The sequence below is a fragment of the Kouleothrix sp. genome (assembly GCF_046328425.1).
Lineage (GTDB): Bacteria > Chloroflexota > Chloroflexia > Chloroflexales > Roseiflexaceae > Kouleothrix.
On sequence record NZ_JAXLWP010000040.1, the window covers coordinates 18,237 to 40,674 of the forward strand.

The window sequence follows — 22,438 nt, forward strand, 5'->3', positions numbered from 1 at the left end:
CGTGCGGAGCGCCTGTGGCGCATGCCTCGTGGCGCGGAAGGGCAGGCAGCAGCGCTCGGGGCCGTAAGGGCGAGCCGTGTGCTCGCCCAGAGCAGGCAGCAGCGCTCGGGGCGGCAAAGGCGAGGCTCGCAGCGCCACAACACGAAAAGGAGAACACGATGCGGATCCCATCCATCAAGCTGATCGTGCTAGGGCTCGCGGTGGCGCTGGTAGGCGCCGGCGCGGCCTATGGCGCGTGGCGCGCCCGGCCGGCGCAGGCGCCGGCGCTGGCCGCCCGGCAGCTGGCCGCCGCTGCGCAGCAGCGCCCGGTCGACAAGACCGACCAGCTGATCTGGGATTACCAGCAGCGCGTGAAGGCCAGCCCCGACGACGTGCAGAGCTACGCGGTGCTCGGCGCGGCGTACTTGCAGAAAGCGCGCGACACCGGCGACCCGACGTTCTACGGCAAAGCCCAGGCCGTCGCCGACGCGGCGCTGGCCCGCGACCCGCAGAATGTCGACGCGCTGATTGTGGCCGGCACGCTGGCCAACGCGCGCCACCAGTTCCACGACGCGCTCGCGTTTGGCGCACGGGCGCGCGACCTGAACCCCTCCGTGCCGCGCGTGTATGGCGTGATCGCCGACGCGCAGACCGAGCTGGGGATGTACGACCAGGCGATCGCCACGCTGCAGACCATGATCGACATGCGGCCGGATCTCAGCTCGTTCAGCCGGGTGTCGTACGCCCGCGAGCTGCACGGCGACCTGGACGGCGCGATCGAGATGATGCAGGAGGCAGTGCAGGCCGGCGGCCCGTCCACCGAGAATAGCGCCTGGGTGCGCGTGCAGCTCGGCAACCTGCTGTTCGGCAAAGGCGACCTGGCCGCGGCCGAGCGGCAATACCAGGCGACGCTGGCGCTGCTGCCCGACTACGTGCACGCGCTGGCCGGCATGGCGCGAGTGCGCGCGGCCCAGGGCAACACCGCCGAGGCCGCCGCGCTGTACCAGCGGGCGATTGCGCGTATGCCACTGCCCGAGTTCGTGATCGGCCTGGGCGAGCTGTACGAGTCGCAGGGGCGCGCCGCCGACGCTGCCAAGCAGTACGAGCTGGTGCGCGCGATGGAGCAGCTGTTCAAGGCCAATGGCGTCGACACCGACCTCGAGCTGGCGCTGTTCGACGCCGACCACGGCAGCAACCCCGGCGCGACGCTCGACCTGGCGCGCGCGGCCTACGCGCGGCGCCCAAGCGTCAAGGCCGCCGACACGCTGGCCTGGGTGCTGTTCAGGGCCGGGCAGCCGGCCGAGGCGCGGCGCTACGCCGACGAGGCGCTGCGGCTTGGCTCGCAGGACGCGCTGATGCTGTTCCACGCCGGCATGATCGCGCAGGCGAGTGGCGACGCTGCCGCCGCGCGCCAGCGGCTCGACCAGGCGCTGGCGCTCAACCCGAATTTCTCGCCGCTGTTTGCGCCGCAGGCCCGCCAGGCGCTGGCCCTGCTCGAGCGCGCGGCGAGCAAATAATAGGACTTACGCGGCGACGCGCATCAAGCGAGCTTCCGCCTTCCCTTTGTTGCCACTCAGGACAGGCGGCAGAGCGGTACTTTCTACCAATTGTGTTCGGTTTTTCCGTACATAGCACGGAAAAACCGAACACAGAAAAAGAGCGAGTACCATGCTGCCGCAGGCAAAAACCGTCTACCGCGTAGGTTCAAATAGCCGAACACGCCCGATGCGCCAGGCACTGTAGAAACGAGGAATATGATGAGACGATGGCTCTGCTCGCTGCTGCCGGCGCTCGCGCTGCTGCTGCTGCTGGCGCCCGCGCGCGCCGAGGCCCACCCGCTCGGCAATTTCACCGTGAACCAGTACAGCCGGCTGGAGATCGGGCGCGACGCTGTGCAGCTGCGCTACCTGGTAGACATGGCCGAGATACCAGCGTTTCAGGAGCGCCAGGCGATCGACGCCAACGCCGACGGCCAGGTCGACGCAGCCGAGCGCGACGCCTACCTGGCGCGGCAGGTGCCGGCGCTGCTGGCCGGCCTGAGCCTGAGCGCGAACGGCCAGGCGCTGGCGCTGCGGCCGGCCGCGCAGGCGCTGAGCTTCCCCGAAGGCCAGGGCGGGCTGCCGACGCTGCGCATCCAGCTCGACCTCACGGCGGCGCTGGATGGCGCGGCCCAGCCGCTGGCGCTGGCCTACAGCGACGGCAACTTCGCCGAGCGGATCGGCTGGCGCGAGATCGTGCTGCGCGCAGGCGATGGCGTGGCGCTCAGCGACGCGAGCGCGCCGGCGCAAGATCAGAGCGACGAGCTGCGCAGCTACCCGCAGGACATGCTCAGCAGCCCGCTGAATGTGCGCGAGGCGCGCGCCACTGCCACGTTTGGCGCGCCGGGCGGCAATGCCGCGCGGCAGCTGGATGGCGCGGCGCAGCCGGCCGGCGCGCGGGTGCCCGACCAGTTCGCCAGCCTAATCGCCACGCGCGAGCTGACGCCTGCAGTGGTTGCGCTGGCGCTGCTGCTGGCGCTGCTGCTGGGCGCGGGCCACGCGCTCACGCCCGGCCACGGCAAGACGATCGTGGCGGCCTACCTGGTGGGCGCGCGCGGCACCGCCCGCCACGCGGTGTTTTTGGGGCTCACCACCACGATCACGCACACCGCCGGCGTGTTCGCGCTGGGCTTTGTGACGCTGTGGATCTCGAACTATGTGCTGCCCGAGCAGCTGTACCCTTGGCTCGAATTCATCAGCGGCGTGCTGGTGGTTGGCATTGGGCTGATGCTGTTCCGCAGCCGGCTGGGCGGGCTGCTACGGCGCCGCCACAGCGGTAGGGCGCTGAGTACAAGCCGGCTTCAATTTATTCACGACCACGACCACGACCACGGGCCGCACGACCACGACCACAGCCACGGGCCGCACGACCACGGCCACGACCACGGGCCGCACGACCACGGGCCGCACGACCACGACCACAGCCACGGGCCGCACGACCACGACCACGACCACGGGCCGCATGACCACGACCACGGGCCGCACGGCCACAACCACATGCCGCCCGGCGCCGACGGCCAGCCGGTGACGTGGCGCGGCCTGCTGGCACTAGGCATATCGGGCGGGCTGCTGCCGTGCCCCTCGGCGCTAGTGGTGCTGCTGAGCGCAATCGCGCTGCACCGGGTCGCCTTCGGCATGCTGCTGATCGTCGCGTTCAGCGTAGGGCTGGCCGGGGTGCTGACGGGAATTGGGCTGCTGCTGGTGTACGCGCGGCGGCTGTTCGAGCGCTTCCCAACCGATGGACGGCTGCTGCGCGCGCTGCCGGTGGCCAGCGCCGGCTTCGTGACGCTGGCGGGGCTGGCGATCGCGTTAGGCGCGCTGGCGCAGGCTGGGATCGTGAAGCTTTAATTTTTACCACCAAAACGCAAAGACACCAAGATTCGGCTGAATCTTGGTGTCTTTGTTATGGTTGTTAGGAGTTATGCACTTGCGTGATTCGGTTTCCCGAAGGGGGGAGATTGAGCCTGCGGCAGCATGGTACTTGTTCACCTTCTGTGTCCATTTTCCGCGCTCCGCGCAGAAAAACCGCACACGAGACGGAGAAGAGTACCGCTCTGCCGAAGGCTGAGCGCGCCAACTGCGTACGTCCTAGTTGTATTTCCCCAGCCGCCCGAGCTACACCTCGTGGCTGAGGATGGCGCGCAGCTGGCGCGACTGGACGGCCGGCAGCAGGTAGCGCGCCGCAAGCTCGCGCAGGCGCACCGCCAGCGGGCCCTGCCACTGGCCCACGGCGCCAACGCGCCGCGACTGGGCCACCAGCCAGGCGGTGCGGCCGATCCGGCGCGACTCGTACTCGCGCAGCGCGTAGAGCGGGTTGGGCTGGCCGCGCAGCATCTTCGCCAGCACCAGCGCATCCTCGATCGCCTGGCAGGCGCCCTGGCCGAGATTCGGCGTCATGGGGTGGGCGGCGTCGCCCAGCAGCGTGACGCGGCCGGCGCCCCAGTGCTCGAGCGGCGGCCGGTCGAAAATATCGTTGCGCAGGATCTGCGCCTCGTCGGCCGCGGCGATCAGCTGCTCGATCGGCGCGTGCCAGCCGCGAAACAGCGCCAGCAGCGCGGCCTTCTCGCCGGCGGGGCTGCGCTCGCCCGGCGGGGTATTCTTGGCGGCGAACCAGTAGACCTGGCCGCGCGCCAGGGCAACCTGGCCGAAGCGCATGCCACGGCCCCAGCTTTCGCCCGCCGCCAGCCGTGCATGGTCGAACGGCACCACCGCGCGCCAGGCAGTGTAGCCGGCGTAGATCGGCGGCCGGTGGCCGTGCAGCTGGGCGCGCACGGACGAGTGCAGTCCGTCGGCGCCGACGAGCGCGTCGCCGCGCGCGCTGCTGCCGTCGGCGAAGTGGGCCGTCACTCCAGCAACATCCTGCTCGAAGCGGACGAGCTGCCGGCCCAGCTGGACATGCTCGCGGCCCAGCGCGCCCAGCAGCGTCGATTGCAGATCGGCGCGGTGGAGCGCCACGCTAGGCGCGCCAAACTGCTCCCGCAGCGCGGCGTTGTCGAGCCGGGCGAGCACCTGGCCGCCGGCGCTACGGATGCTGCCCTGCAGCTCGGGCATCCCCAGCGCCATGATCTCGCCGGCCAGGCCGAGCTGGCCCAGCGCCTTGATCGCGTTAGCCCACAGCGTAATGCCCGCGCCGATCTCGCGCAGCTCGGCGGCGCGCTCGAACACCGTGGTATCGAGGCCGGCCTGGCGCAGCGCGATCGCCGCCGTCAGGCCGCCAATGCCGCCGCCGATGATCAGAATTCGCATATGGTTTCTTTCTGGTAGAGCCTGGCTGAAAAGCTGTTAGGGCTTATACAGCTGGCGCGCTCAGCCTTCGGCGCTCCGCGTGGAAACACCGCACGCAACGCTCAGGCTGCCGCTGGCAAACCTGCCCCGCTGATAGCACATTCGCTTGATTATGTCACTTTGGTGGGGGGGTGGGGGGGGGGGGGGGGCGCCCCCCCGAGGTGGCACCCGCCCTGCCACACTGCCCGACTGTGTTGACAGCGCCGATTCAACAAGGTACACTTAGCTCGGGCAAAAACGGTGGCTGACGCACCGCGCCGGCTGGCGGCGCATGGGCGGCTTTTCAGCATACTGACGCGCAATACCACGGCATGCGGTGCCGCAGCCGGGCCTGCGAGGAGATAGAGCGTTGGAGAGTTTGCCGATCCCGAATGGCTTTGTTACATTGGTGGCATTTTTTGTAATGCTGGGTCTGCTTGTGCTAGTGCACGAGCTGGGGCATTTCCTCACCGCGGTGTGGCTTGGCATCAAAGTCGACGAATTCGGCCTGGGCTACCCGCCGCGCGCACTCACGCTGTTCGAGCGCAATGGCGTGAAGTATACCCTGAACTGGCTGCCGATCGGCGGCTTTGTGCGCTTTGGCGGCGAAGGCGAGACGCTCTATGGCGTTGGTAGCCTCTCGCAGGCTGCGCCCTGGAAAAAGATCCTGGTGCTGGTGGCCGGCCCGCTCATGAACCTCGTGCTGGCATTTCTGATCTTTGGCGCACTGTTCGCTTTTAAGGGCATCCCCGCCGACGGCGCGCGCATCGACAAGGTGTACCCCAACACGCCGGCCGCCGCGGCTGGCTTTCAGTCTGGCGATATTATGCTCGAGCTGGGCAACCGCGCGATCGGGCGCAATCTCTCGCTGATCGGCCAGATCGGGCGGCGCAACCCAGGCGTGGCGCTGCCGGTGCTGGTGCAGCGCGGCGAGCAGCAGCTACGCCTCTCGGTTACACCAGGGCCATGGGTCGACGAGCAGGGCAAGGCCTACGAAGTGGGCTTTGGCTTCTCGTATGGCGCTAATCCGCAGATTGTGCAAGCCAGCCTGCCCACAGCTATGGCCACTGGGTTCAGCTACACATGGGAAGTGCTTGGCCGCTTTGTTGGTGGGCTTGGGCAGATGATCGGCGGCTGGTTCGGGCTGAACCCGGCGCCGCCCGGCGGAGTGACCGGCGTTGTCGGCATAGCGCGTGGCACCGGCGAGGTGATCCAGCGCGATGGCCTGGTTGGCTTCTTGCAGTGGACGGCGCTGATTAGCCTGAACTTGTTTCTGGTGAACCTGCTGCCCATCCCGGCGCTCGATGGCAGCCATATCATGTTTTCGTTGATCGAGCTGGCGCGGCGCGGCAAGAAGATCCCACCCGAGAAAGAAGCCATGGTGCACGCCGTCGGCTTTATGATGCTGATGGGCCTGATGGTGATTATCACCGTTTCGGACGTGGCAAACTGGATCGGCGGCGCGCCGGTGCTGGGCGGCCAGTAGCGCCGGGCCGCCGCGCTGCGCGGCAGATAGTATCCTGACGAGTAAATCTTTTGTCTAAAGAGCGGCTCGCGATCATCCGTGCCAGCGAGATCGGCGAGTATGTGTATTGCGCGCGGGCCTGGTGGCTGCGTCGCGCGCTCGGCTGGGAGCCGTCGGGCCGTGAGCGGCGCGAGTTTGGCTCGGTGCTGCACCGCCGCCATGGGCGCGCCGTGGTGGGTAGCCGCGCGCTGCTGCTCGTGGCTGTGCTGCTGCTTGTGGCTGCGCTGGCGCTGATTGTGGCAGGGCGCTGATGGGCGTGACGCTCGGGCTGGCGCTGCTGCTGCTGGCGCTGCTGCTTGGCATATGGGCTACCCGGCTGCGGCGCGCTACTGGGCTGCCCTGGGCGCCGGTGGTGTACAGGGATACTGGCGGCCATGCGCCGGAGAAGCCGCTGATGGCTAAGCGCATTGGGCTGGTCGGCCGGCCCGACTATTTGCTCAGCGTGCGCGGCTCCACGATTCCGGTCGAGGTAAAGCCTGGGCGCCGTGCGGGGCGGCCCTACGAATCCGACCTGATGCAGCTGGCCGCGTATTGCGTGCTGGTTGAAGAGACAAGCGGCGTGGCCCCGCCCTACGGGCTGCTGCGCTACGCCGAGCATACATTCCGGCTGAACTATAGCGAGCAGCTGCGCGAAGACATTCTTGCCATTCTGGACGAGATGCGCGACGCGCTGGCCGATGTCGACTGCGAGCGCAGCCACGACGACGCGCGTCGTTGCTGGGGATGCGGCTTCTACGAGCAGTGCGACCAGGCGCTCGAAGCCTCTGAGGAGTAAAGGTACAGCGCCAATGGCTCAGCAGCCCGCGCCCGGCGATACGATTATTACTCGCACGGCGGTTGCACAGCAGATCGAAGCCCGGCTGGCTGGCCGCGTCGACGATGTGGCGCTGGCCGCGTGGGCTCTCGATCGGTTCTATGCGCTTGAACTAGGCGCCGAGCAAGCTGAAGCGGGGTTCGAGGCGGCAATCAGCGGCGCGCTGGACGATCTCATGTTTGGCGATGAGCCAGGCTTTCGGCTTGGCGACGACGATTTGCGCGGCTTGCTCGCGCGCCTGGGAAGCGTATGAAAATTGTTCAGCATCCGCGAATGCGCGATATTGCGATCGGCGACGAAGTATATTCGTACAAATACCAGCTGTTTGCGCGGGTTGAGGAAGTATTTCCGGCGGCTGTATGCGTCAAAGTGGCGCTGCTCACTTTCAAGCAGCGCGTCGAGATGCTGGTATCGCCACAGCTGTGGCGCGCCGACGAGATCGCGAACCTGAGCGTATGCCGCTACTGCGGCGAGCGCGAGAAGCTTGTCGAGCAAAACCACACAGGTATTCCGCTACGGGTGTGCGAGCGCTGCTGCGTCGTGCCGCCCGAGAGCGAGGTGCACGAGCTTGGCTTGTGGTGGTGAGGCTGAGAGCATACGCGCGCCAGCGAGCCTGGGCGAATAGCCGGCGGCAAAGTAATCGCGGCCACTCAGATGCTAGCATCTGAGTGGCGCGATTCTGCCGCTGCTGGCGCGCTACTCTTGGTTGATCGATGGGCGGCGGAAAACCTTGCCGTCGGCAAAGGCGCGGCCTTCTACCAGAAATTGTACGCCGCTGACGGTTTTCAGTGTTGTGAGCGACTCGACAACCGTGCGCATTGCCGCGTCCAGCTCGGGCGCATCGGCGAAGGGCTGTGTGAAATCGACCAGTACGACGCCATTCTGCAGCTTGATTCCGCGTAGCTCGGTATTTGCTGGAATAGCGCGGCGCAGCGATCCTTCGTACGGGCCGGGGCCTTCGAGCAGCGCGCGCACCGTCGCCTCGGCAACCTGCTTGGTTTTCGGCACCATGCGGATGACGCGAACGTCGTAGCTGCTACCCGCCGATGGGAAGTAGAGCGGCAGAAATTCGGTGCTGCCGTAGTCGACCGCCAGATTCTGCGGGTTGATCGGGTTGAGCACGGGCCGGGCGCGCGGCCCGCCCTGGTCGGCGCCATTCACCTGGATCTGCACGCTGCTGATGCTGGGGAACTCGGTGAGCGTGAAGACAAGCGAGTCGATCCCGCCGGGGTCGCGATCGAAGTTGGCCGTTGCGCGCCCGCCTTCTATATGAATATCGAGTAGGCTGGCATCGGAGCTTACCAGCCGGCCTAGGCCATTGCGCGGCCCGGCAATCAGCTCGTTGATCGCGGCCTCGGCAATGCGGTTGTCTTCGACGCGGGTGTTGCGCTGTGCTGGCACGAGCAGCTTGCCGCTGGGATCGGCGAAGTATAGCGTCACTAGCTTGACGCTGACATTGGCTGGCTGCTGGGTTGGCGTAGGCGGCTGCGTCGCCGCGGGCCTGGGCGTGCTGCTTGGCTTAGGCCTGGGTATTGCAGTAGGCATGGGCGCGCTGGCAGCGCCGGGCGTACTGGTAGGGCCGGGCGTGCTGGTGGGTGCCTGGGTCGGCAGCGGCGTTGGCGGTAGGATCAGCGGCGCGTCGGTTGGCTTGGCCGTAGGCGCGGGTGGCGGGGTCGCGGTTGCTACCTCGGTTGGCGAGGGCGGGGCGCTGGTGGCTGCCGCTGTAGCCTCGGCGGCGGTGGGCGCTGCGCTGGGCTGCTCGACCGGCGAGGCGGTGGGCGCCTGGCCGATCTGCGGGAGCCCACTGCGGCGGAGCAGCGTCTGCACGCCAACCAGCAGGTAGATCCCGATGATCACCGCCAGCATCCCCAGCATCAGCGAGTAGATCAGCCGATCGCGTGGCGAGAGCGCGGCGAACCAGCCGCGCAGGCCGGGCGTGCGAGTGGGGGCCAGCACCAGCGTTGGGTCGTTCGTTGAAGGGACTGTTAAACCCATGTATAATGGGCATTGGACATGGCCCTGCGACAGGCAGAAGCCTGCCTGATCCACTGGGATTTCGCGCGGCTCGCCGCTGATATAGCAGCGATGCTCGGCGGTTGGCGAAGCAAAGCGGATCGCGCGGTTCTGCTTCAGCCCCAGGTATGGGCAGTGCCCGGTTGGTTCGGCCATAGGAGTGCTGGGCCTCCATCGAGTGTGGTACGATGCACTGGCATAATTATACGCCGCGCGGTTCGGCTATCGCAAAGTCCGCCGATTACTGAAGGTTAACAGCTATGCGCGTTTTGATCGTTTCAGATATTCATTCGAACTTTATCGCGCTCGAAACCGTGCTCGCGGTGGCGGGCTCGTTTGATCAGCTTTGGAACCTGGGCGACACGATCGGCTATGGCCCGCGCCCAAACGAGTGCGTGCAGGCGATGCGCGATCATGCCGACGTGATGCTGAGCGGCAACCACGATCTGGCCTGCTTGGGCAAGCTTGATCTGACTGATTTTAACCCCGACGCGCGCACCGCGAATATCTGGAATGGCCACCAGCTTACCGACGAGAACCGCGCGCTGCTGGATGAGCTGTCGCCGCGGATCGATCTGAGCGAGCGCTTTCTGCTGGCGCACGGCAGCCCGCGCGAGCCAGTATGGGAGTATCTGCTCTCGCGCCCGCAGGCCGAGAGTAACTTCGAGCTGTTTAGCCAGCAGGTGTGCCTGATTGGCCACTCGCATATTCCACTGCTCGTGCGGCAGCTGCCCGACGGCCAGGTTGAAGATCCGATGCTGGCCGACGCCGAGCTGCTTGTTGAATTCGAGCCGGGCTATCGCTACTTTTTCAACCCCGGCAGCGTTGGCCAGCCGCGCAACCAAGATCCGCGCGCGGCCTACGCGCTGCTGGATACTGAAGCCGGCACGATAATGTTCAAGCGCGTCGAGTACGATATCGCGCAGACACAGCGCCAGATGCGCGAGGCGCGCCTGCCGCCAGCGCTTGTGCGCCGGCTGGAATACGGCATGTAGCTGCCCCGATATCAGCTTCACCCTGAATCATACAACGAATCTGGCGCCAGAATTGGCACGCCGCGCGCGGCGCGCACGCTGATACGCGGCTGATAGGTGAGAGCAATGACGGGAATTGAAACCGAGTACCGGCGCCTGCACGGCGGCTCGGCCGAGCGCTATGCCCGAGCCATGAGCGTGTTTCCGAACGGCGTAACGCACGACGGCCGCTTTGTCGACCCATTCCCGCTGTATGTCGAGCGTAGCGCTGGCGCGCATAAGTGGGATGTCGACGGCAACCGGCTGGTCGATTATGTGACCGGCCACGGCGCGCTGCTGCTGGGCCACGCGCACCCTGCCATCGTGGCGGCTGTAGCTGAGCAGATGGCTCGCGGCACCCACTACGGCGCCGAGCACGATATCGAGCTGCGCTGGGCCGAGCTGGTGATGCGCCTGTTTCCAAGCATCGAGCGCCTGCGCTTCACCGCCTCGGGCACCGAAGCGACGCTGCTCGCGCTCCGGCTGGCGCGCGCCTACACCGGCCGCACAACCGTGATCCGCTTGTCTGGGCACTACCACGGCTGGCACGACCTGCTCACGCGCGACGCGCCGGCCGATCCGAGCCCGGCTGGCGTGCCCGAGAGCCTGCTGGGCGCCACGCAGGTGCTGCCGGCCGATCTTGGCCAGATCGAGCAAGCGCTGGCGCGCGGCGACGTGGCCGCGCTGATCCTCGAGCCAACCGGCGCGTCGTATGGCGCGGTGCCGCTGCCCGACGCGTTTCTGCGCGAGCTGCGCGCGCTGGCCAGCGCGCGCGATGCGGTGCTGATCTTCGACGAGGTGGTGACGGGCTTTCGGGTGCTACCCGGCGGCGTGCAGCAGCGCTCTGGCGTGCGCGCCGACCTGACGACGCTGGCCAAGGTGCTGGCAGGCGGCCTGCCAGGCGGCGCGGTTGGCGGCCGTGCCGAGATTATGCACCACCTGGAGTTCGCCGATGCCAGCTGGAACCGCGACCACAAGATCCGCCATAACGGCACGTTTAATGCCAACCCGCTCTCGGCGGCGGCGGGGGTGGCGATGCTCGAGCGCGTGGCTAGCGGCGAGCCAGGCGCACACGCAGCCGCGGCTTGCCAAAGCTTGATCGCGCGTATGAACGCGGCCCTGCGCGAGCGCGAGCTGGCTGGCTGGGCGGTGTATGGCGATGCGTCGATCTTTCACCTGCTGGCCGGCAGCACCCTTGAGTTCGCGCCAGGCGAGCTGCCGCGCGAGACGCCAGTGGCCGAGCTGAAGAGCGGCGGCGACCCGCGCCTGCTGCGGCAGGTGCGGCTGGGCTTGAACAACCATGGCGTCGACCTCATGCGCGGCAGGAGCGGGTTTCTGTCGGCGGCGCACACCGAGGCGGATATTGCGGCGACTGTGGCGGCGTTCGCGGCCACGCTTGATGAGCTGTAAGCAATGAACATCGCACTACTTGGCGTTCCCTATAACCTCGACCAGCTTGAGGTTGGCATGGGCCGCGCGCCTGCCGCGCTGACGCGTGCCGGCTTGGCCGAGCGGCTCGCCGGCCAGGGCCACGACGTGGCGAGCGAAACGATCAGCGTGGCCGAGGCGCCCGAGCCGCGTGAAGCGCATATTGGCGCGGTGCAGGCGCAGCTGGCTGCTGCAGTGGCGCGCGCGCGCGCGGCCGGGCGCTTTCCACTGATTAACGGTGGCGACTGCCTGGTGTCGCTTGGCGCGCTGGCGGGGTTGGGCCGGCCATCCGATACGGCAGTAGTGTGGATCGATGCGCACGGCGATTTTAACACCCCCGAGATCAGCATCAGCGGCTACTTGGGCGGCATGCCACTGGCGTGCGCAGTTGGGCGTGGGCTGGGCGCGCTACGCCAGCAGATCGGGCTGGAGCCGCTGGCCGAGCGCAATGTGGCGCTGGTGGGCGCGCGCGACCTCGACCCGCTCGAAGAGCGCGCGCTGGCAGCGTCGTCGGTGATGCTTGTGCGCAGCAGCGAGATTGGCGGCGACACCACCGCGCTCGACCGGGCGCTGCACGCGCTTGGCTCGCTGCCGCAGCTGTACCTGCACATCGACATCGACGTGCTCGACTCGGCGATTGCGCCCGGCGTCGATTTCCCGACGACGCCGGGCCTGAGCGTGGCGCAGCTCGAGCGCCTGGCGCAGCAGGTGGCTGGCCTGGGGAACATGGCCGCGCTGGCGCTGACGGCCGTGAACCCCGAGAAAGACAGCGAGGGCCGCACTGTTGGCGCGGCGCTGCGGGTGATCGAAGCCGCGCTCGAGCGGGGTGCCTAGCCATGCGTGTGATTACCGGCTCGGCCAAAGGGCACCGGCTAAAAGCCCCCAAAGGCATGACAACGCGGCCAATGCTCGACCGGGTCAAAGAAGCGGTGTTCTCGGTGCTAGAGGGCTATGGCCCGATCCGCGGGCGCGTGCTGGATCTGTACGCCGGCACTGGCTCGCTGGGCATTGAGTGTTTGTCGCGCGGGGCGGCGTGGGCCGATTTTGTGGAGATGCGCGCGCACGTATGCGCGATTATTCGCGAGAACCTGGCGCACACGCGCTTTCTCGAGCGCTCGCGTGTGCACCAGATGCAGGTGGGGCGCTACCTGGCCACGGCTCATCCAATGGAGAAATTTGATATAATTCTGATGGATCCGCCATACGCCGACCCCGCAATTGAAGCGACAATCGGCATTGTAAGCGCCTCGGGGCTCATGGCCGACGAAGGGCTGCTGATCGTTGGGCACTCGCCGCGGGTGGCGCTCGCCGAGCGATATGAGCGCATCCGCCGCCGCAAATTCCGCCGTCTGGGCGATTCCTGCTTCTCAATCTATGAAATAGCCACAGAGACCGCCGAGCGCGAAGAGCAAGCGGCCAGCGAAGCGTAGGCCGCCACTTGCGACTCGGCCAAGGAGCGAGTCGTGACGATCGCCGTGTACCCGGGCAGCTTCGACCCGATCACCAATGGGCACCTCGATATAGTGACGCGCGCGTCGCGCCTGTTCGACACCGTGATCATGGCGGTGTTCGACCGGCCGAATAAGAACCTGTTGTTCAGCACCAGCGAGCGGATCGCGATGGTGAAAGAGGCCATCCGCGACCTGCCACGTGTGAAAGTCGGTACATACTCGGAGCTGACCGTCGAGTATGTGCGGCAGGCGAACGCATCGGTGATTGTGCGTGGGCTGCGCGACCCGCGCGATTTCGACCACGAGTTTCAGATGGCGCAGATCAACAACAAGCTGGCGCCCGAGATCGACGTGGTGCTGTTCATGGCTGGCCACCAGTATACATTCTTCAGCTCAAGCACGGTGCGCGAGATCGCCTCATTGGGTGGCGATGTATCGTGGCTGGTGCCGCCGCATGTGGTGATGGCGCTGCAGCGGGCCTACCGCGGCAGGGAGTAGGCCCGAGGCATATTCAAGCAGAGCTCTACGAAGGGGGTGATCGGCTATCGAGCTAGATCAGTTGATCGACGAACTCGAAGACACGCTGGCCGAAGGCCGCCGGATGTTTTTCGGCAATCGGCTGCTTGTCGACGAGGAGCGCATTCTGGATATTATTGATCGAATGCGCGTGGCGGTGCCCGAGGAGCTGAAACAGGCCCGCCGGGTGATTGCCGAGCAGGAGCGCCTGATTGGCGAGGCCCAGGCGCACGTGCGCCAGGCCATGGAAGAGCAGGGGCTGCTGGCAGCGGTGGAAGCGGAGCGACAACGGCTGCTCGATCTGGCCGAGCGCGATGCCGAGGCGACGCGCAAGGGCGCCGACGAGTACGCGCGGCAGGTGCTCGAAGAGCTCGAGCAGCGGCTTGTGCGGCTAAGCGCGAGCGTTCAGAACGGGCTGCGCGAGCTGGGCCGCCCCGGCGAGGCCGAGGCGCGGTGAGGCCCGCGCGGCAGAATTCGAAATAGCCAGAAGCGGCGTTTGTGGCTTGACAGCGCGGCGCAGCTCGCCTATAATGCAGCTTCTGTGAGTACGCAGGAGCGTACCCTACCATGCACATACACAAACCATTGACCGACCTGAAGTTCAACGTTGCGCAGTTGCTCCGCGAGGAAGTGGGCGGGCGGCGAAACTACACCTTCGCCGAAGACGCGCTCCCGCTGGACGACGAAACGACGCTCAGGCAGCTAGAGGGCAAAGTGCGGTTCACCCGCACGGCCACCGGGGTGCTGGCCGATGTCGACGCGCAAGGCGTGGTCGAGATGCCGTGCATCCGCTGCCTGGCCCCCTCGCAGCAGCGGATCGACCTGCACTTCCGTGATGAATTCCACTCGCGCATCGAAGTCAACACCGGCATGCCGCTGCCCAAGCCCGACGAAGAAGATCCATTCTACATTGACGAGAGCCATCTGGTAGACTTGGGCGAAGCGCTGCGCGAGTATGCGGTGATCGAGCTGCCAATGCAGCCGCTATGCCGGCCCGACTGCAAGGGCCTGTGCCCGACCTGTGGCGCCGACCGGAACCTGGGCGACTGCGGGTGCAGCAGCGATGGCAATGACGACCGCTTTGCGGTGCTGAAGCGGCTGCTAAATGACTAGGTGCTGGGGTCGCCGGGCGGCGAGCACCAGCCGGCGCTATACCATCGATAATACGTGAGATACACAGCGTAGGAAAGGATTCAAGGCTAGAACATGGGTGCCGTACCGAAGACGAAAGTTTCGCGCCACCGCCGTGGCAATCGCCGCCAGCATCAGCGGCTCGACGCGCCGTCGCTGGTGACGTGCCCGCAGTGCAATAAGCTGATGCGCTCGCACTACATGTGCAAGAACTGCGGCAGCTACCGCGGGCGCCAGGTGATCGAGCAGAGCAGCGCCGCGGAGAGCGAATAGCATGCGGTTGGGCGCCTCGGGCAAAGGATGAAGGATGCAGCGTGATTATGCGGCGCATCCTTCATCCTTTGTCGTTGTAAGGGATTGCTATGGCCAGGTATGCCGCGATTACAGGGTGGGGCTTCGCTGTGCCCGAGCGCGTAATGACGAATGCCGAGCTCGAGCGGATAGTCAATACCTCCGACGAGTGGATCATCGAGCGCACCGGCATACGCGAGCGCCGGGTAGTTGGCCCAGGCGAGAGCACCTCGACGCTGGCGAGTGAGGCTGGGCGCCGCGCGCTGGCGCAGGCTGGGCTGCCCGCCGACGCGATCGACCTGATCGTCCTGGCGACATGCACGCCCGACCGGCCTTTCCCTGCCACCGCCTGTACCGTGCAGGCGAACCTCGGCATCGCGCGCGCGGCGGCCTTCGATATTGCGGCGGCGTGCAGCGGCTTTGTGTATGGCCTGAGCGTGGCCACCAGCATGATCCGCAGCGGCGCGGCGCGCAACGTGCTGTTCATCTCGGCCGATGTGTTTACCCATTATATTAACTGGAACGATCGCAACACCTGCGTGCTGTTTGGCGATGGCGCGGGCGCGGTGGTACTGCAGCCTAGCGACGAACCCTACGGCCAGCTTTCGAGCGTACTGGGCGCCTCGGGCAAGGACGAAGACTTGATGGCGGTGGACGCGGGCGGCACGCGCATGCCCGCTACCCCCGAGCTGCTCGAGCAAGGCCGCCAGTACGTGTACATGAACGGCCGCGAGATCTTCAAGCTGGCGGTGCGCGGCATGAGCGACTCGTCGGCGCAGGCGCTCGAAGATGCCGGCGTGTCGAAGGACGATATTGCGCTGGTGGTGCCGCACCAGGCGAATTTGCGGATCATTGATGCTACCGCAAAGCGGCTTGGCGTGCCGATGGAACGGGTGTTTATCAACCTCGACCGCTATGGCAACACGTCGGCCGCGACCATACCGATCGCGCTGGCCGAGGCGGCCGACCAGGGCCGCCTGAACCCCGGCGACTATGTGCTGGTGACGGCATTCGGCGGCGGGCTCACCTGGGCGTCGTCGGTGGTGCGCTGGGGCCGGCCGTGACGGGTCGACAGAGAGATAAGGAGGCAAGGAGGCAGCGCCGCTTCTTTGTCTCCTTATCTCTTTGTTTGTGGTGAAGGGTAACGTATGACGCTGGCATTCGTCTTTCCCGGCCAGGGCTCGCAGTCGGTGGGAATGGGCCGCGACCTGTACGCGAGCTCGGCGGCGGCGCGCGCGGTGTTCGATCAGGCCGACGAAACGCTCGGCTTTGCTTTGTCGAAACTGTGTTTTGATGGGCCAGAGGCAGAGCTGACGGCGACCGAAAACGCGCAGCCCGCACTGCTGGCCACCAGCGCGGCGCTGCTCGCGGCGATGGACGAGGCGGGGTATAGCCCGACGCCGGCGCTGGTGGCTGGCCACAGCCTGGGCGAGTATTCGGCGCTGGTGGCGGCCGGAACGCTGAGCGTGCCCACTGCGCTGCGGCTGGTGCGCCGGCGCGGCGAGCTTATGGCCGCAACGCACCAGGGCGCCATGGCCGCGATCATCGGGCTCGACGAAGAGCCGCTCGAAGCGCTGTGCCGCGAGGCGTCGGCCGAGGGCGCACCGGTAGTGATTGCAAACTATAACTCGCCGGGCCAGCTGGTGATCAGTGGAGCCAGTGCGGCTGTCGAGCGCGCGTGCGCGCTGGCGAAAGCGCAAGGCGCCAAGCGTGCGCTGCCGCTCAAGGTGAGCGCAGCGTTTCATTCGCCGCTGATGCGCGCCGCAGCCGAAGGCCTGGCCGTGGCGATTGGCGAGGCCAGAATGGCCGACGCGAGCGTGCCGGTGGTGTCGAATGTGACGGCCCGGCCGATCGCGACGGCGGCCGAGATCCGCGATGAGCTGGTGACGCAAGTGACTTCGCCGGTGCGCTGGATCGCCTCGGTGCGCGCCATGGTGGCCGCTGGCGTCGACACGTTCGTCGAGATTGGCGCTGGCGTCGTGCTGACGGGCCTGATTAAGCGGATCGCGCCGGGCGTACAGCTGGTGAATATCAGCGACCTGGCCGATATTCACGCACTACTGGCAAGCGAAGTTTAGAGCCTGTCTGGAGCCTGTTTGAAAAGGCGGTGCGCGAGGGGCTATGCCCCTCGCACCCTTCTGGCGGGTGGCGGCCACGAATGTGGCCGCCCCCGCCGAACGAGTGATATTTGGAGGGACTTCGTGTCTCCAAACCACCCTTTTCAGACAGATTCTGAAAGAACAGTGCAATTTGAAGGGCACGGTTCGGCTTGCCGGCCCACGCAACTATTCGATGTGATACAGCCATGAGCGGTTTGGAGTTTGCCGAGCAAGTTGCGATCGTCACTGGCGGCTCGGGCGGTATTGGCCGGGCGGTCGTGCGCATGCTGGCCGAGCGCGGCGCGAATGTGGTTGCCGGCTATTTCGAGCACGCCGCCGCCGCCACTGCGCTGGCGGATACCTGCGCCGGGCTGCCTGGCGCGGTGGCAACGGCCCGCTGCGACGTGCGCGCGCGCGACGAGGTCGACGCGCTGGTGGCCGATACAGTCGCCCGCTGGGGCCGGCTCGATATTCTGGTGAACTGCGCCGGCGCGGCGAGCTATGCCGGGTTTGGCGCAATAAGCGCCGAACAGTGGCGCGATGCGCTGGCCACGAACCTCGACGGCGTGTACCACACCTGCCGCGCGGTGATGCGCCCGATGATGCGCCAGCGCTACGGCCGGATTGTGAATGTGTCGGCGCTGCACGGGATTGGCGGCGGCGCCAACCAGGCCGACTACTCAGCGGCGACCGGCGGGGTGCTAGGGCTGACGCGCGCACTCGCGCGCGAGGCTGCCGCCTGGGATATTACCGTCAACGCGATCACGCCGGGCCTGATCGACACGCCGATGCTTGAGCGCGTGCCTGCCGAGGATCGCGCGTGGGGCGAGCGGGTGATCGCGCTGCGGCGGCCTGGGCGGCCCGGAGAAGTGGCGGCGGCGGTGGTGTTTTTGGCTTCGCCTGGCGCCTCGTATATCACCGGGCAGACTTTGGCGGTGGATGGCGGCTGGCGGATGACCTGACGCCAACACACAAACAGGCGAGCCGTGCCGCTCGCCTGCCTATGTTTCAATTTCTTCGTACGGTGATGCCCAAGAGAACACCGCTTCCCGCTCCTTGTTCGCCGTTCTACTCCTCAGCGGTCTGCGCGTCGCTCGGCTCTCAGCTGCATCAGCTGGCCAGCTTTTACGCTCAGGCAATGCCCTCGTTGCTTCTGTGGCTTCAAGCATACAGCTTCCACAGTGAGAGCTTGCTGCGAAGAACCTAGTTTCGACTCACACAGCATCCGTCTACTCATCAGCAGCCCGGCGCTTGCTTGTCAGCCTCCCTGGCGCGCTCCCTTGAGCTATCGCCATTTCCTCTGACACACGGTCGGCCCCCGTCATCGTGACACCTGTGGGAGTGCGCCGCTGGTCTAATCCTGGGCCGTCGTTCGGCTTTCAAGGTTCCGGCTGTGCTGCGATGTTCTCTTGAGGCTTCGCGGGCATGATACGCCGGCCGGCCGGCTGCGTCAAGCACTCTTTTATCGAAAATTAACGATTAACCAGGCCGATATGTCAACTGTGGGGTGCTGTGGCCCGCCGCAGCGGCATGAATTTCCGGCCTACTACCTGCAGTAGTGAAAAGTGTTTAGCGCACAGCCAGGACGCGCTGGGCCACGGCGCGGCCGGAAAGCAGCACCAGCGGAATGCCGCCGCCAGGGTGGGTGCCGCCGCCAACGAAAAACAGCCGCCGCAGCCCGCGGGCACGGAGCGGCGGGCGCAGAAACGCGCTGAACGGGTGGTTCGAGGCTGGCCCATAGATCGCGCCGCCGACGGCGTTGTAGCGCGTTTGCAGATCGGCAGGGGTAATGATGCGCTCGTAGGCGACGTGGCGGTCGAGATCGGCCAGGCCCATTCGCTCGAGCTTGCGCACCACCAGGTCGCGGTAGCCGAGGGCCTCGCGCTCCCAGCCGACGCGCGAGCCAAGCGCTGGCGCATTCACCAGAACAAACATGTTGGTGTGGCCGGGCGGCGCATGCTGCGGGTCGGTGATCGACGAAGCACAGACATACACAGTTGGGTCGGGCGCGACGACGCCGCGATCGAAGATCGCCGCAAACTCGCGCGGGTAATCGGAAGAGAAGAAGATGTTGTGGTGCGCCAGCTGCGGGTACTCGCGCGCGATGCCCAGCAGCAGAATAAAGCCGCTGCACGATGGCTCGAGGCGCGCCAGCCGCGCGGCGGTGCGGGTTTCGGTGGGCAGCAGCTGCTCGTAGGCGTAGCGCGGGTCGGCGTTGACGATCACATTGGCGGCCTCAATCGGCGTGCCCGCCACCAGCACGCCGCGCGCCACGCCGTCGCGCACGACGATCTGCTCGACCGGGGCGGAAGTGCGGACCTCGACGCCCATGCGGCGGGCCAGGCGCTCGAGCGCGCGCGCCAGCATATACATGCCGCCACGGATATACCAGCCCCCCTCGACTAGCTCGACATAAGCGATCAGGTTAAAGGTCGCCGGCGCGCGGTAAGGCGACGAGCCATTGTAGGTGGCGTAGCGATTGAACACCTGGCGCAGGTACGGGCTGTGGAAGAACGACGAGACCGCGCGGTCGACGGTGCGCAGCGAGTCGATCTTCCAGGCATCGCGCAGCAGCGCCGGGGTGATCAGGTCGCGCAGGCCGTCGAAGGGCTGTAGCAGGAACGGCCGCGACACCGCGTCGTAGATGCGCGAGGTATGGGCCAGAAAGCGCAAAAACCGGTCGACGTCGCGCGGCTCGAGCCGGCTGATCTGGTCGATCAGCAGCGGCAGCGATTGGAATGCATCGAAGCGCGTGCCGTCGGGCCAGGTGTAGCGGCAAGTCGGCTCGATCTGGGCCAGGCTAAGCTCATCTTCGAGGCGCGCCCCTGCGGCGGCGAACAGATTGCGCAGCACCCACGGCATGGTCAGCAGCGAAGGGCCGGTATCAAAGGTATAGCCGGCCTCGGCGACGATATTGAGCTTGCCGCCGACGCGCTCGTTCTTTTCGAGCAGCAGCACGCGGCGGCCGGCGGCGGCAAGGTGGATGGCTGCGGCCAGGCCGCCGAGCCCACCGCCGACGATGATCGTTGGTTGTTCCACAGACATTCTCAGGTTGCACTAGGCGCGGGCCGGGCGGCTTCACGGCGCCGGCGCGGGCGTTGGCGTAATCGCGGGCGGCGGCTGGCCGGTGTCGAGCAGGCGGATCGCGCTGGCGAGCTGCGAGTCGGCGCAGGCGCTGCTGCCGGGCGGCGGCTGGCGGTCGGCCACGCAGGGTACGGCATCGCTGGGGCTTTCGGCGTAGGGCACGAAATACTGAGGCAGGATGCCGAGCTTATGAATTTCGCTTTTGTTGGGCGTGAGCCAGTGGGCGATGGTAATGCGCGCGCTGCCGCCGTCGCTCAGGGTATGGATGTTCTGAACCGAACCTTTGCCATAGGTTTTGTCGCCGATCAGGAAGGTATTGGCGCGGGCGTCGCGCAGCGCGCCGGCCACGATCTCGCTGGCGCTGGCCGAGCCATTGTTCACCAGCACTGCCAGCGGAATTTCGTAGGCGCGCGTGTCGCTGCCGCCGGGCCGGGTATCGAGCTGTTCGAGTGACTGGCCGTTTTTATCTTCGTAGAGCGCCACGCCGCTGTAGAAGCGGCCGAGCACGTCCTGGGCGTTTTGCAGAAAGCCGCCTGGGTTGTTGCGCAGATCGAGGATAATGCCGCGAGGCTTGCGCGGCAGCAGGCCGCGCAGGGCGGTGTCGAACTCGCTGGTGGTGTTGGCCTTGAACTCGCTGATGCGGATGTAGGCCAGCCCCTGGCTGAGCAGCTGGCTGTCGACGCTGGGAACCACGATGTCGGCGCGGGTGATCGTCGCCTCGAATGGGCCGGTGTCGCCGCGGCGCAGCGTGAGCTTCACGATAGTGCCGGCGGGGCCACGCAGCCGCCCGGCGATCTTGACGGCGGCCTGGGTGGTGTCGAGCCCGGCGATCATGGGCACCACCGCGTCGCCGTCAATGCTGACGATCTCGTCGTCCTGGCGGAGGCCGGCCTGCAGCGCCGGCGAATTTTTGATCGGCTTGTAGATAAACGCGTGGCCGTCGGTGATGCGCAGGTAGGTGCCGATGCCCGCCATCTTGCCCTGCATATCGTCGCGCGTCTGGGTGGCGAGGTCGGGCTCCTGGTAGACAGTATAGCGGTCGCCAAGCGAGTCGAGCATGCCGCGGATGGCGCCCTGGATCATCTTCTGGCGGTCGAGCGGGCTGTGGTGGTAGAACTCGCCCTCGACCAGGTTCCAGACCTCCCAGAACACGCCGAACTGGGTGCGCAGCTCAGCGGGGGTGGCCTGGTTCGCGGCGCGGCCCGGCCCGAGCAGGGCCGCGATATCGCCATCGTAGGGGATGCGCCCGCCCAGCACGATCGCGCTGAACCAGCCGGCCAGAAAGCCGCAGCAGAGCAGGATCCCGGCGATAATGCCGCGCTTGAGGATCAGCAATGTCGTCGTCATACGCCGCCTTTGTGAGCGTTGGTTTTGGCCTGTGGGTGTGGTGTTGGCCCAGCGTTGAGGCAGCATCCGAAGCCAGACACCGCGCCTTCACTCAAGGTCGCCCATTTCGTAGAGAATTGCCGATGTCGCGGCGAGCGGCGCGGTTTCGGCACGCAGTGTGCGCGGGCCAAGTGTTACAGGAATGATACCATAGCGGGTGGCGGTTTCGAGCTCGTGCTGGCTGAAGCCGCCCTCGGGGCCGCTAAACAGCGCGACGGAGAACGGGAGATCGGCAGAGTGGGAGATCGGCAGAGCGAGGGCGCCCTGCACCTCTTTGCTCGCGTCTTTGTTTCCCTGGTGCAGCACGTGCCGCAGCGAAGCAACGCCCGCGCCCTCCCAGAGCAGCAGGGCGGCGCCGCGCTTGGCGGCCTGATCGCACGCGGCCGGGAACATCACGGCCGGGGCAAGGCGCGGCAGCTTGCCGCGGCGCGACTGCTCGGCAGCCTCGCGGATGATCCGGCGCCAGCGCTCGTGCTTGTGCTCGCTCAGCGCGTCGGCGTCGCCGATGGTGCTGCGCTCGCAGATCAGCGGCACGAACGCCGAAACGCCTAGCTCGGTGCCTTTCTGCAGCACCCACTCAAAGCGCTCGGGGCGCATCAGCGCGGCGTAAAGCGTGACTTTCGTGCGCGGCTCGCCGCCGGCCAGCTCTTTGCGCTCGACCTCGCCGGCCACGCAGCCGCGCTCGACGGCGCTGAGCGCCACGGTATACTGCCAGCCGCTGTTGTCGAGCAGTATCAGGCGCTCGCCGGGGCGCAGCCGCAGCACCGTGCCGACCTGATGCGCCAGATCGGGGTCGTCGATGCGCACGGTGCCGGCGTGCAGCACGCCGGCCTCGACGAAGAAACGGTAGGTATTGCTTGTGGTCGTCTGGCGCTGGGGCGCGCGCGAGCGTTTCGGCATAGCAGG

23 protein-coding genes are annotated in these 22,438 nt (G+C 66.7%); 18 read left to right on the top strand and 5 right to left on the bottom strand.

Annotated features, from left to right (window positions below; all coding sequences use genetic code 11):
- Positions 1 to 158: 158 nt before the first annotated feature.
- Positions 159 to 1,496 (top strand): tetratricopeptide repeat protein, encoded by a 1,338-nt coding sequence (locus U0177_RS26575; RefSeq protein WP_409573704.1) that lies wholly within the window; start codon positions 159 to 161, stop codon positions 1,494 to 1,496.
- Positions 1,497 to 1,733: 237 nt separating this feature from the next.
- On the top strand, positions 1,734 to 3,365 hold the full coding sequence (locus tag U0177_RS26580; RefSeq protein ID WP_409573705.1) for a nickel/cobalt transporter: 1,632 nt from the start codon (positions 1,734 to 1,736) through the stop codon (positions 3,363 to 3,365).
- A gap of 267 nt (positions 3,366 to 3,632) precedes the next feature.
- Here the strand turns inward: U0177_RS26580 and U0177_RS26585 are convergent, their stop codons facing one another.
- Positions 3,633 to 4,763, bottom strand: coding sequence for an FAD-dependent monooxygenase (locus U0177_RS26585; protein ID WP_409573706.1), 1,131 nt, complete (start codon positions 4,761 to 4,763; stop codon positions 3,633 to 3,635).
- Positions 4,764 to 5,205: 442 nt separating this feature from the next.
- Here U0177_RS26585 and U0177_RS26590 point away from each other — a divergent pair, with 442 nt between their 5' ends.
- Genes U0177_RS26590 through U0177_RS26610 form a run of 5 tightly spaced genes read left to right on the top strand, consistent with a single transcriptional unit; the run spans position 5,206 to position 7,705 of the window.
- Entirely contained in the window at positions 5,206 to 6,267 is a 1,062-nt protein-coding gene (locus tag U0177_RS26590) for a M50 family metallopeptidase (RefSeq protein WP_409573707.1), read from the top strand.
- A 50-nt stretch (positions 6,268 to 6,317) separates the two neighbouring features.
- The gene (locus U0177_RS26595) at positions 6,318 to 6,557 is read left to right on the top strand and encodes a hypothetical protein (RefSeq protein WP_409573708.1); all 240 of its coding nucleotides are present in this window, start codon (positions 6,318 to 6,320) and stop codon (positions 6,555 to 6,557) included.
- A complete protein-coding gene (gene cas4 / locus U0177_RS26600) occupies positions 6,557 to 7,081 on the top strand; it encodes a CRISPR-associated protein Cas4 (RefSeq protein WP_409573709.1) in 525 nt (174 codons plus the stop codon). Before U0177_RS26595 ends, cas4 begins: the two co-directional genes overlap by 1 nt.
- Before the next feature lie 13 nt (positions 7,082 to 7,094).
- Entirely contained in the window at positions 7,095 to 7,373 is a 279-nt protein-coding gene (locus U0177_RS26605; RefSeq protein WP_409573710.1) for a hypothetical protein, read from the top strand.
- Entirely contained in the window at positions 7,370 to 7,705 is a 336-nt protein-coding gene (locus U0177_RS26610; RefSeq protein ID WP_409573711.1) for a hypothetical protein, read from the top strand. The genes U0177_RS26605 and U0177_RS26610 overlap by 4 nt, the downstream gene beginning before the upstream one ends.
- A gap of 111 nt (positions 7,706 to 7,816) precedes the next feature.
- Here U0177_RS26610 and U0177_RS26615 read toward each other — a convergent pair whose 3' ends face one another.
- Entirely contained in the window at positions 7,817 to 9,289 is a 1,473-nt protein-coding gene (locus U0177_RS26615; RefSeq protein ID WP_409573712.1) for a GerMN domain-containing protein, read from the bottom strand.
- A 104-nt stretch (positions 9,290 to 9,393) separates the two neighbouring features.
- Here U0177_RS26615 and U0177_RS26620 point away from each other — a divergent pair, with 104 nt between their 5' ends.
- The 11 genes from U0177_RS26620 to U0177_RS26670 all read left to right on the top strand — a co-directional run bounded on the left by U0177_RS26620 (position 9,394) and on the right by U0177_RS26670 (position 18,024).
- The gene (locus tag U0177_RS26620) at positions 9,394 to 10,128 is read left to right on the top strand and encodes a metallophosphoesterase family protein (RefSeq protein ID WP_409573713.1); all 735 of its coding nucleotides are present in this window, start codon (positions 9,394 to 9,396) and stop codon (positions 10,126 to 10,128) included.
- 105 nt (positions 10,129 to 10,233) lie between these two features.
- Entirely contained in the window at positions 10,234 to 11,556 is a 1,323-nt protein-coding gene (locus tag U0177_RS26625; protein WP_409573714.1) for an aspartate aminotransferase family protein, read from the top strand.
- 3 nt (positions 11,557 to 11,559) lie between these two features.
- Positions 11,560 to 12,408, top strand: a complete 849-nt coding sequence (locus U0177_RS26630; RefSeq protein ID WP_409573715.1) for an arginase family protein — start codon at positions 11,560 to 11,562, stop codon at positions 12,406 to 12,408.
- A 2-nt stretch (positions 12,409 to 12,410) separates the two neighbouring features.
- Positions 12,411 to 13,004 carry a 16S rRNA (guanine(966)-N(2))-methyltransferase RsmD gene (gene rsmD / locus U0177_RS26635; RefSeq protein WP_409573716.1) on the top strand — a complete coding sequence of 198 codons (594 nt, stop codon included), beginning with the start codon at positions 12,411 to 12,413 and terminating at the stop codon, positions 13,002 to 13,004.
- Between the two features lie 33 nt (positions 13,005 to 13,037).
- On the top strand, positions 13,038 to 13,523 hold the full coding sequence (gene coaD / locus U0177_RS26640) for a pantetheine-phosphate adenylyltransferase (protein ID WP_409573717.1): 486 nt from the start codon (positions 13,038 to 13,040) through the stop codon (positions 13,521 to 13,523).
- Positions 13,524 to 13,584: 61 nt separating this feature from the next.
- Positions 13,585 to 13,998 carry a hypothetical protein gene (locus tag U0177_RS26645; protein WP_409573718.1) on the top strand — a complete coding sequence of 138 codons (414 nt, stop codon included), beginning with the start codon at positions 13,585 to 13,587 and terminating at the stop codon, positions 13,996 to 13,998.
- Between the two features lie 110 nt (positions 13,999 to 14,108).
- Entirely contained in the window at positions 14,109 to 14,654 is a 546-nt protein-coding gene (locus U0177_RS26650; RefSeq protein ID WP_409573719.1) for a YceD family protein, read from the top strand.
- A 93-nt stretch (positions 14,655 to 14,747) separates the two neighbouring features.
- On the top strand, positions 14,748 to 14,945 hold the full coding sequence (gene rpmF / locus U0177_RS26655; protein ID WP_409573720.1) for a 50S ribosomal protein L32: 198 nt from the start codon (positions 14,748 to 14,750) through the stop codon (positions 14,943 to 14,945).
- A gap of 89 nt (positions 14,946 to 15,034) precedes the next feature.
- Positions 15,035 to 16,027, top strand: coding sequence for a beta-ketoacyl-ACP synthase III (locus U0177_RS26660; RefSeq protein ID WP_409573721.1), 993 nt, complete (start codon positions 15,035 to 15,037; stop codon positions 16,025 to 16,027).
- An 84-nt stretch (positions 16,028 to 16,111) separates the two neighbouring features.
- Positions 16,112 to 17,041, top strand: coding sequence for an ACP S-malonyltransferase (gene fabD / locus U0177_RS26665; RefSeq protein WP_409573722.1), 930 nt, complete (start codon positions 16,112 to 16,114; stop codon positions 17,039 to 17,041).
- A gap of 227 nt (positions 17,042 to 17,268) precedes the next feature.
- On the top strand, positions 17,269 to 18,024 hold the full coding sequence (locus U0177_RS26670; protein WP_409573723.1) for an SDR family oxidoreductase: 756 nt from the start codon (positions 17,269 to 17,271) through the stop codon (positions 18,022 to 18,024).
- Between the two features lie 607 nt (positions 18,025 to 18,631).
- On the opposite strand, the gene U0177_RS26675 is transcribed toward U0177_RS26670, so the two are convergent.
- The 3 genes from U0177_RS26675 to U0177_RS26685 all read right to left on the bottom strand — a co-directional run bounded on the left by U0177_RS26675 (position 18,632) and on the right by U0177_RS26685 (position 22,432).
- Positions 18,632 to 20,107, bottom strand: coding sequence for a phytoene desaturase family protein (locus U0177_RS26675; protein WP_409573724.1), 1,476 nt, complete (start codon positions 20,105 to 20,107; stop codon positions 18,632 to 18,634).
- 33 nt (positions 20,108 to 20,140) lie between these two features.
- A complete protein-coding gene (locus U0177_RS26680; RefSeq protein ID WP_409573725.1) occupies positions 20,141 to 21,493 on the bottom strand; it encodes a S41 family peptidase in 1,353 nt (450 codons plus the stop codon).
- Between the two features lie 87 nt (positions 21,494 to 21,580).
- Positions 21,581 to 22,432, bottom strand: a complete 852-nt coding sequence (locus U0177_RS26685; RefSeq protein WP_409573726.1) for an RsmE family RNA methyltransferase — start codon at positions 22,430 to 22,432, stop codon at positions 21,581 to 21,583.
- Positions 22,433 to 22,438 lie beyond the last annotated feature (6 nt).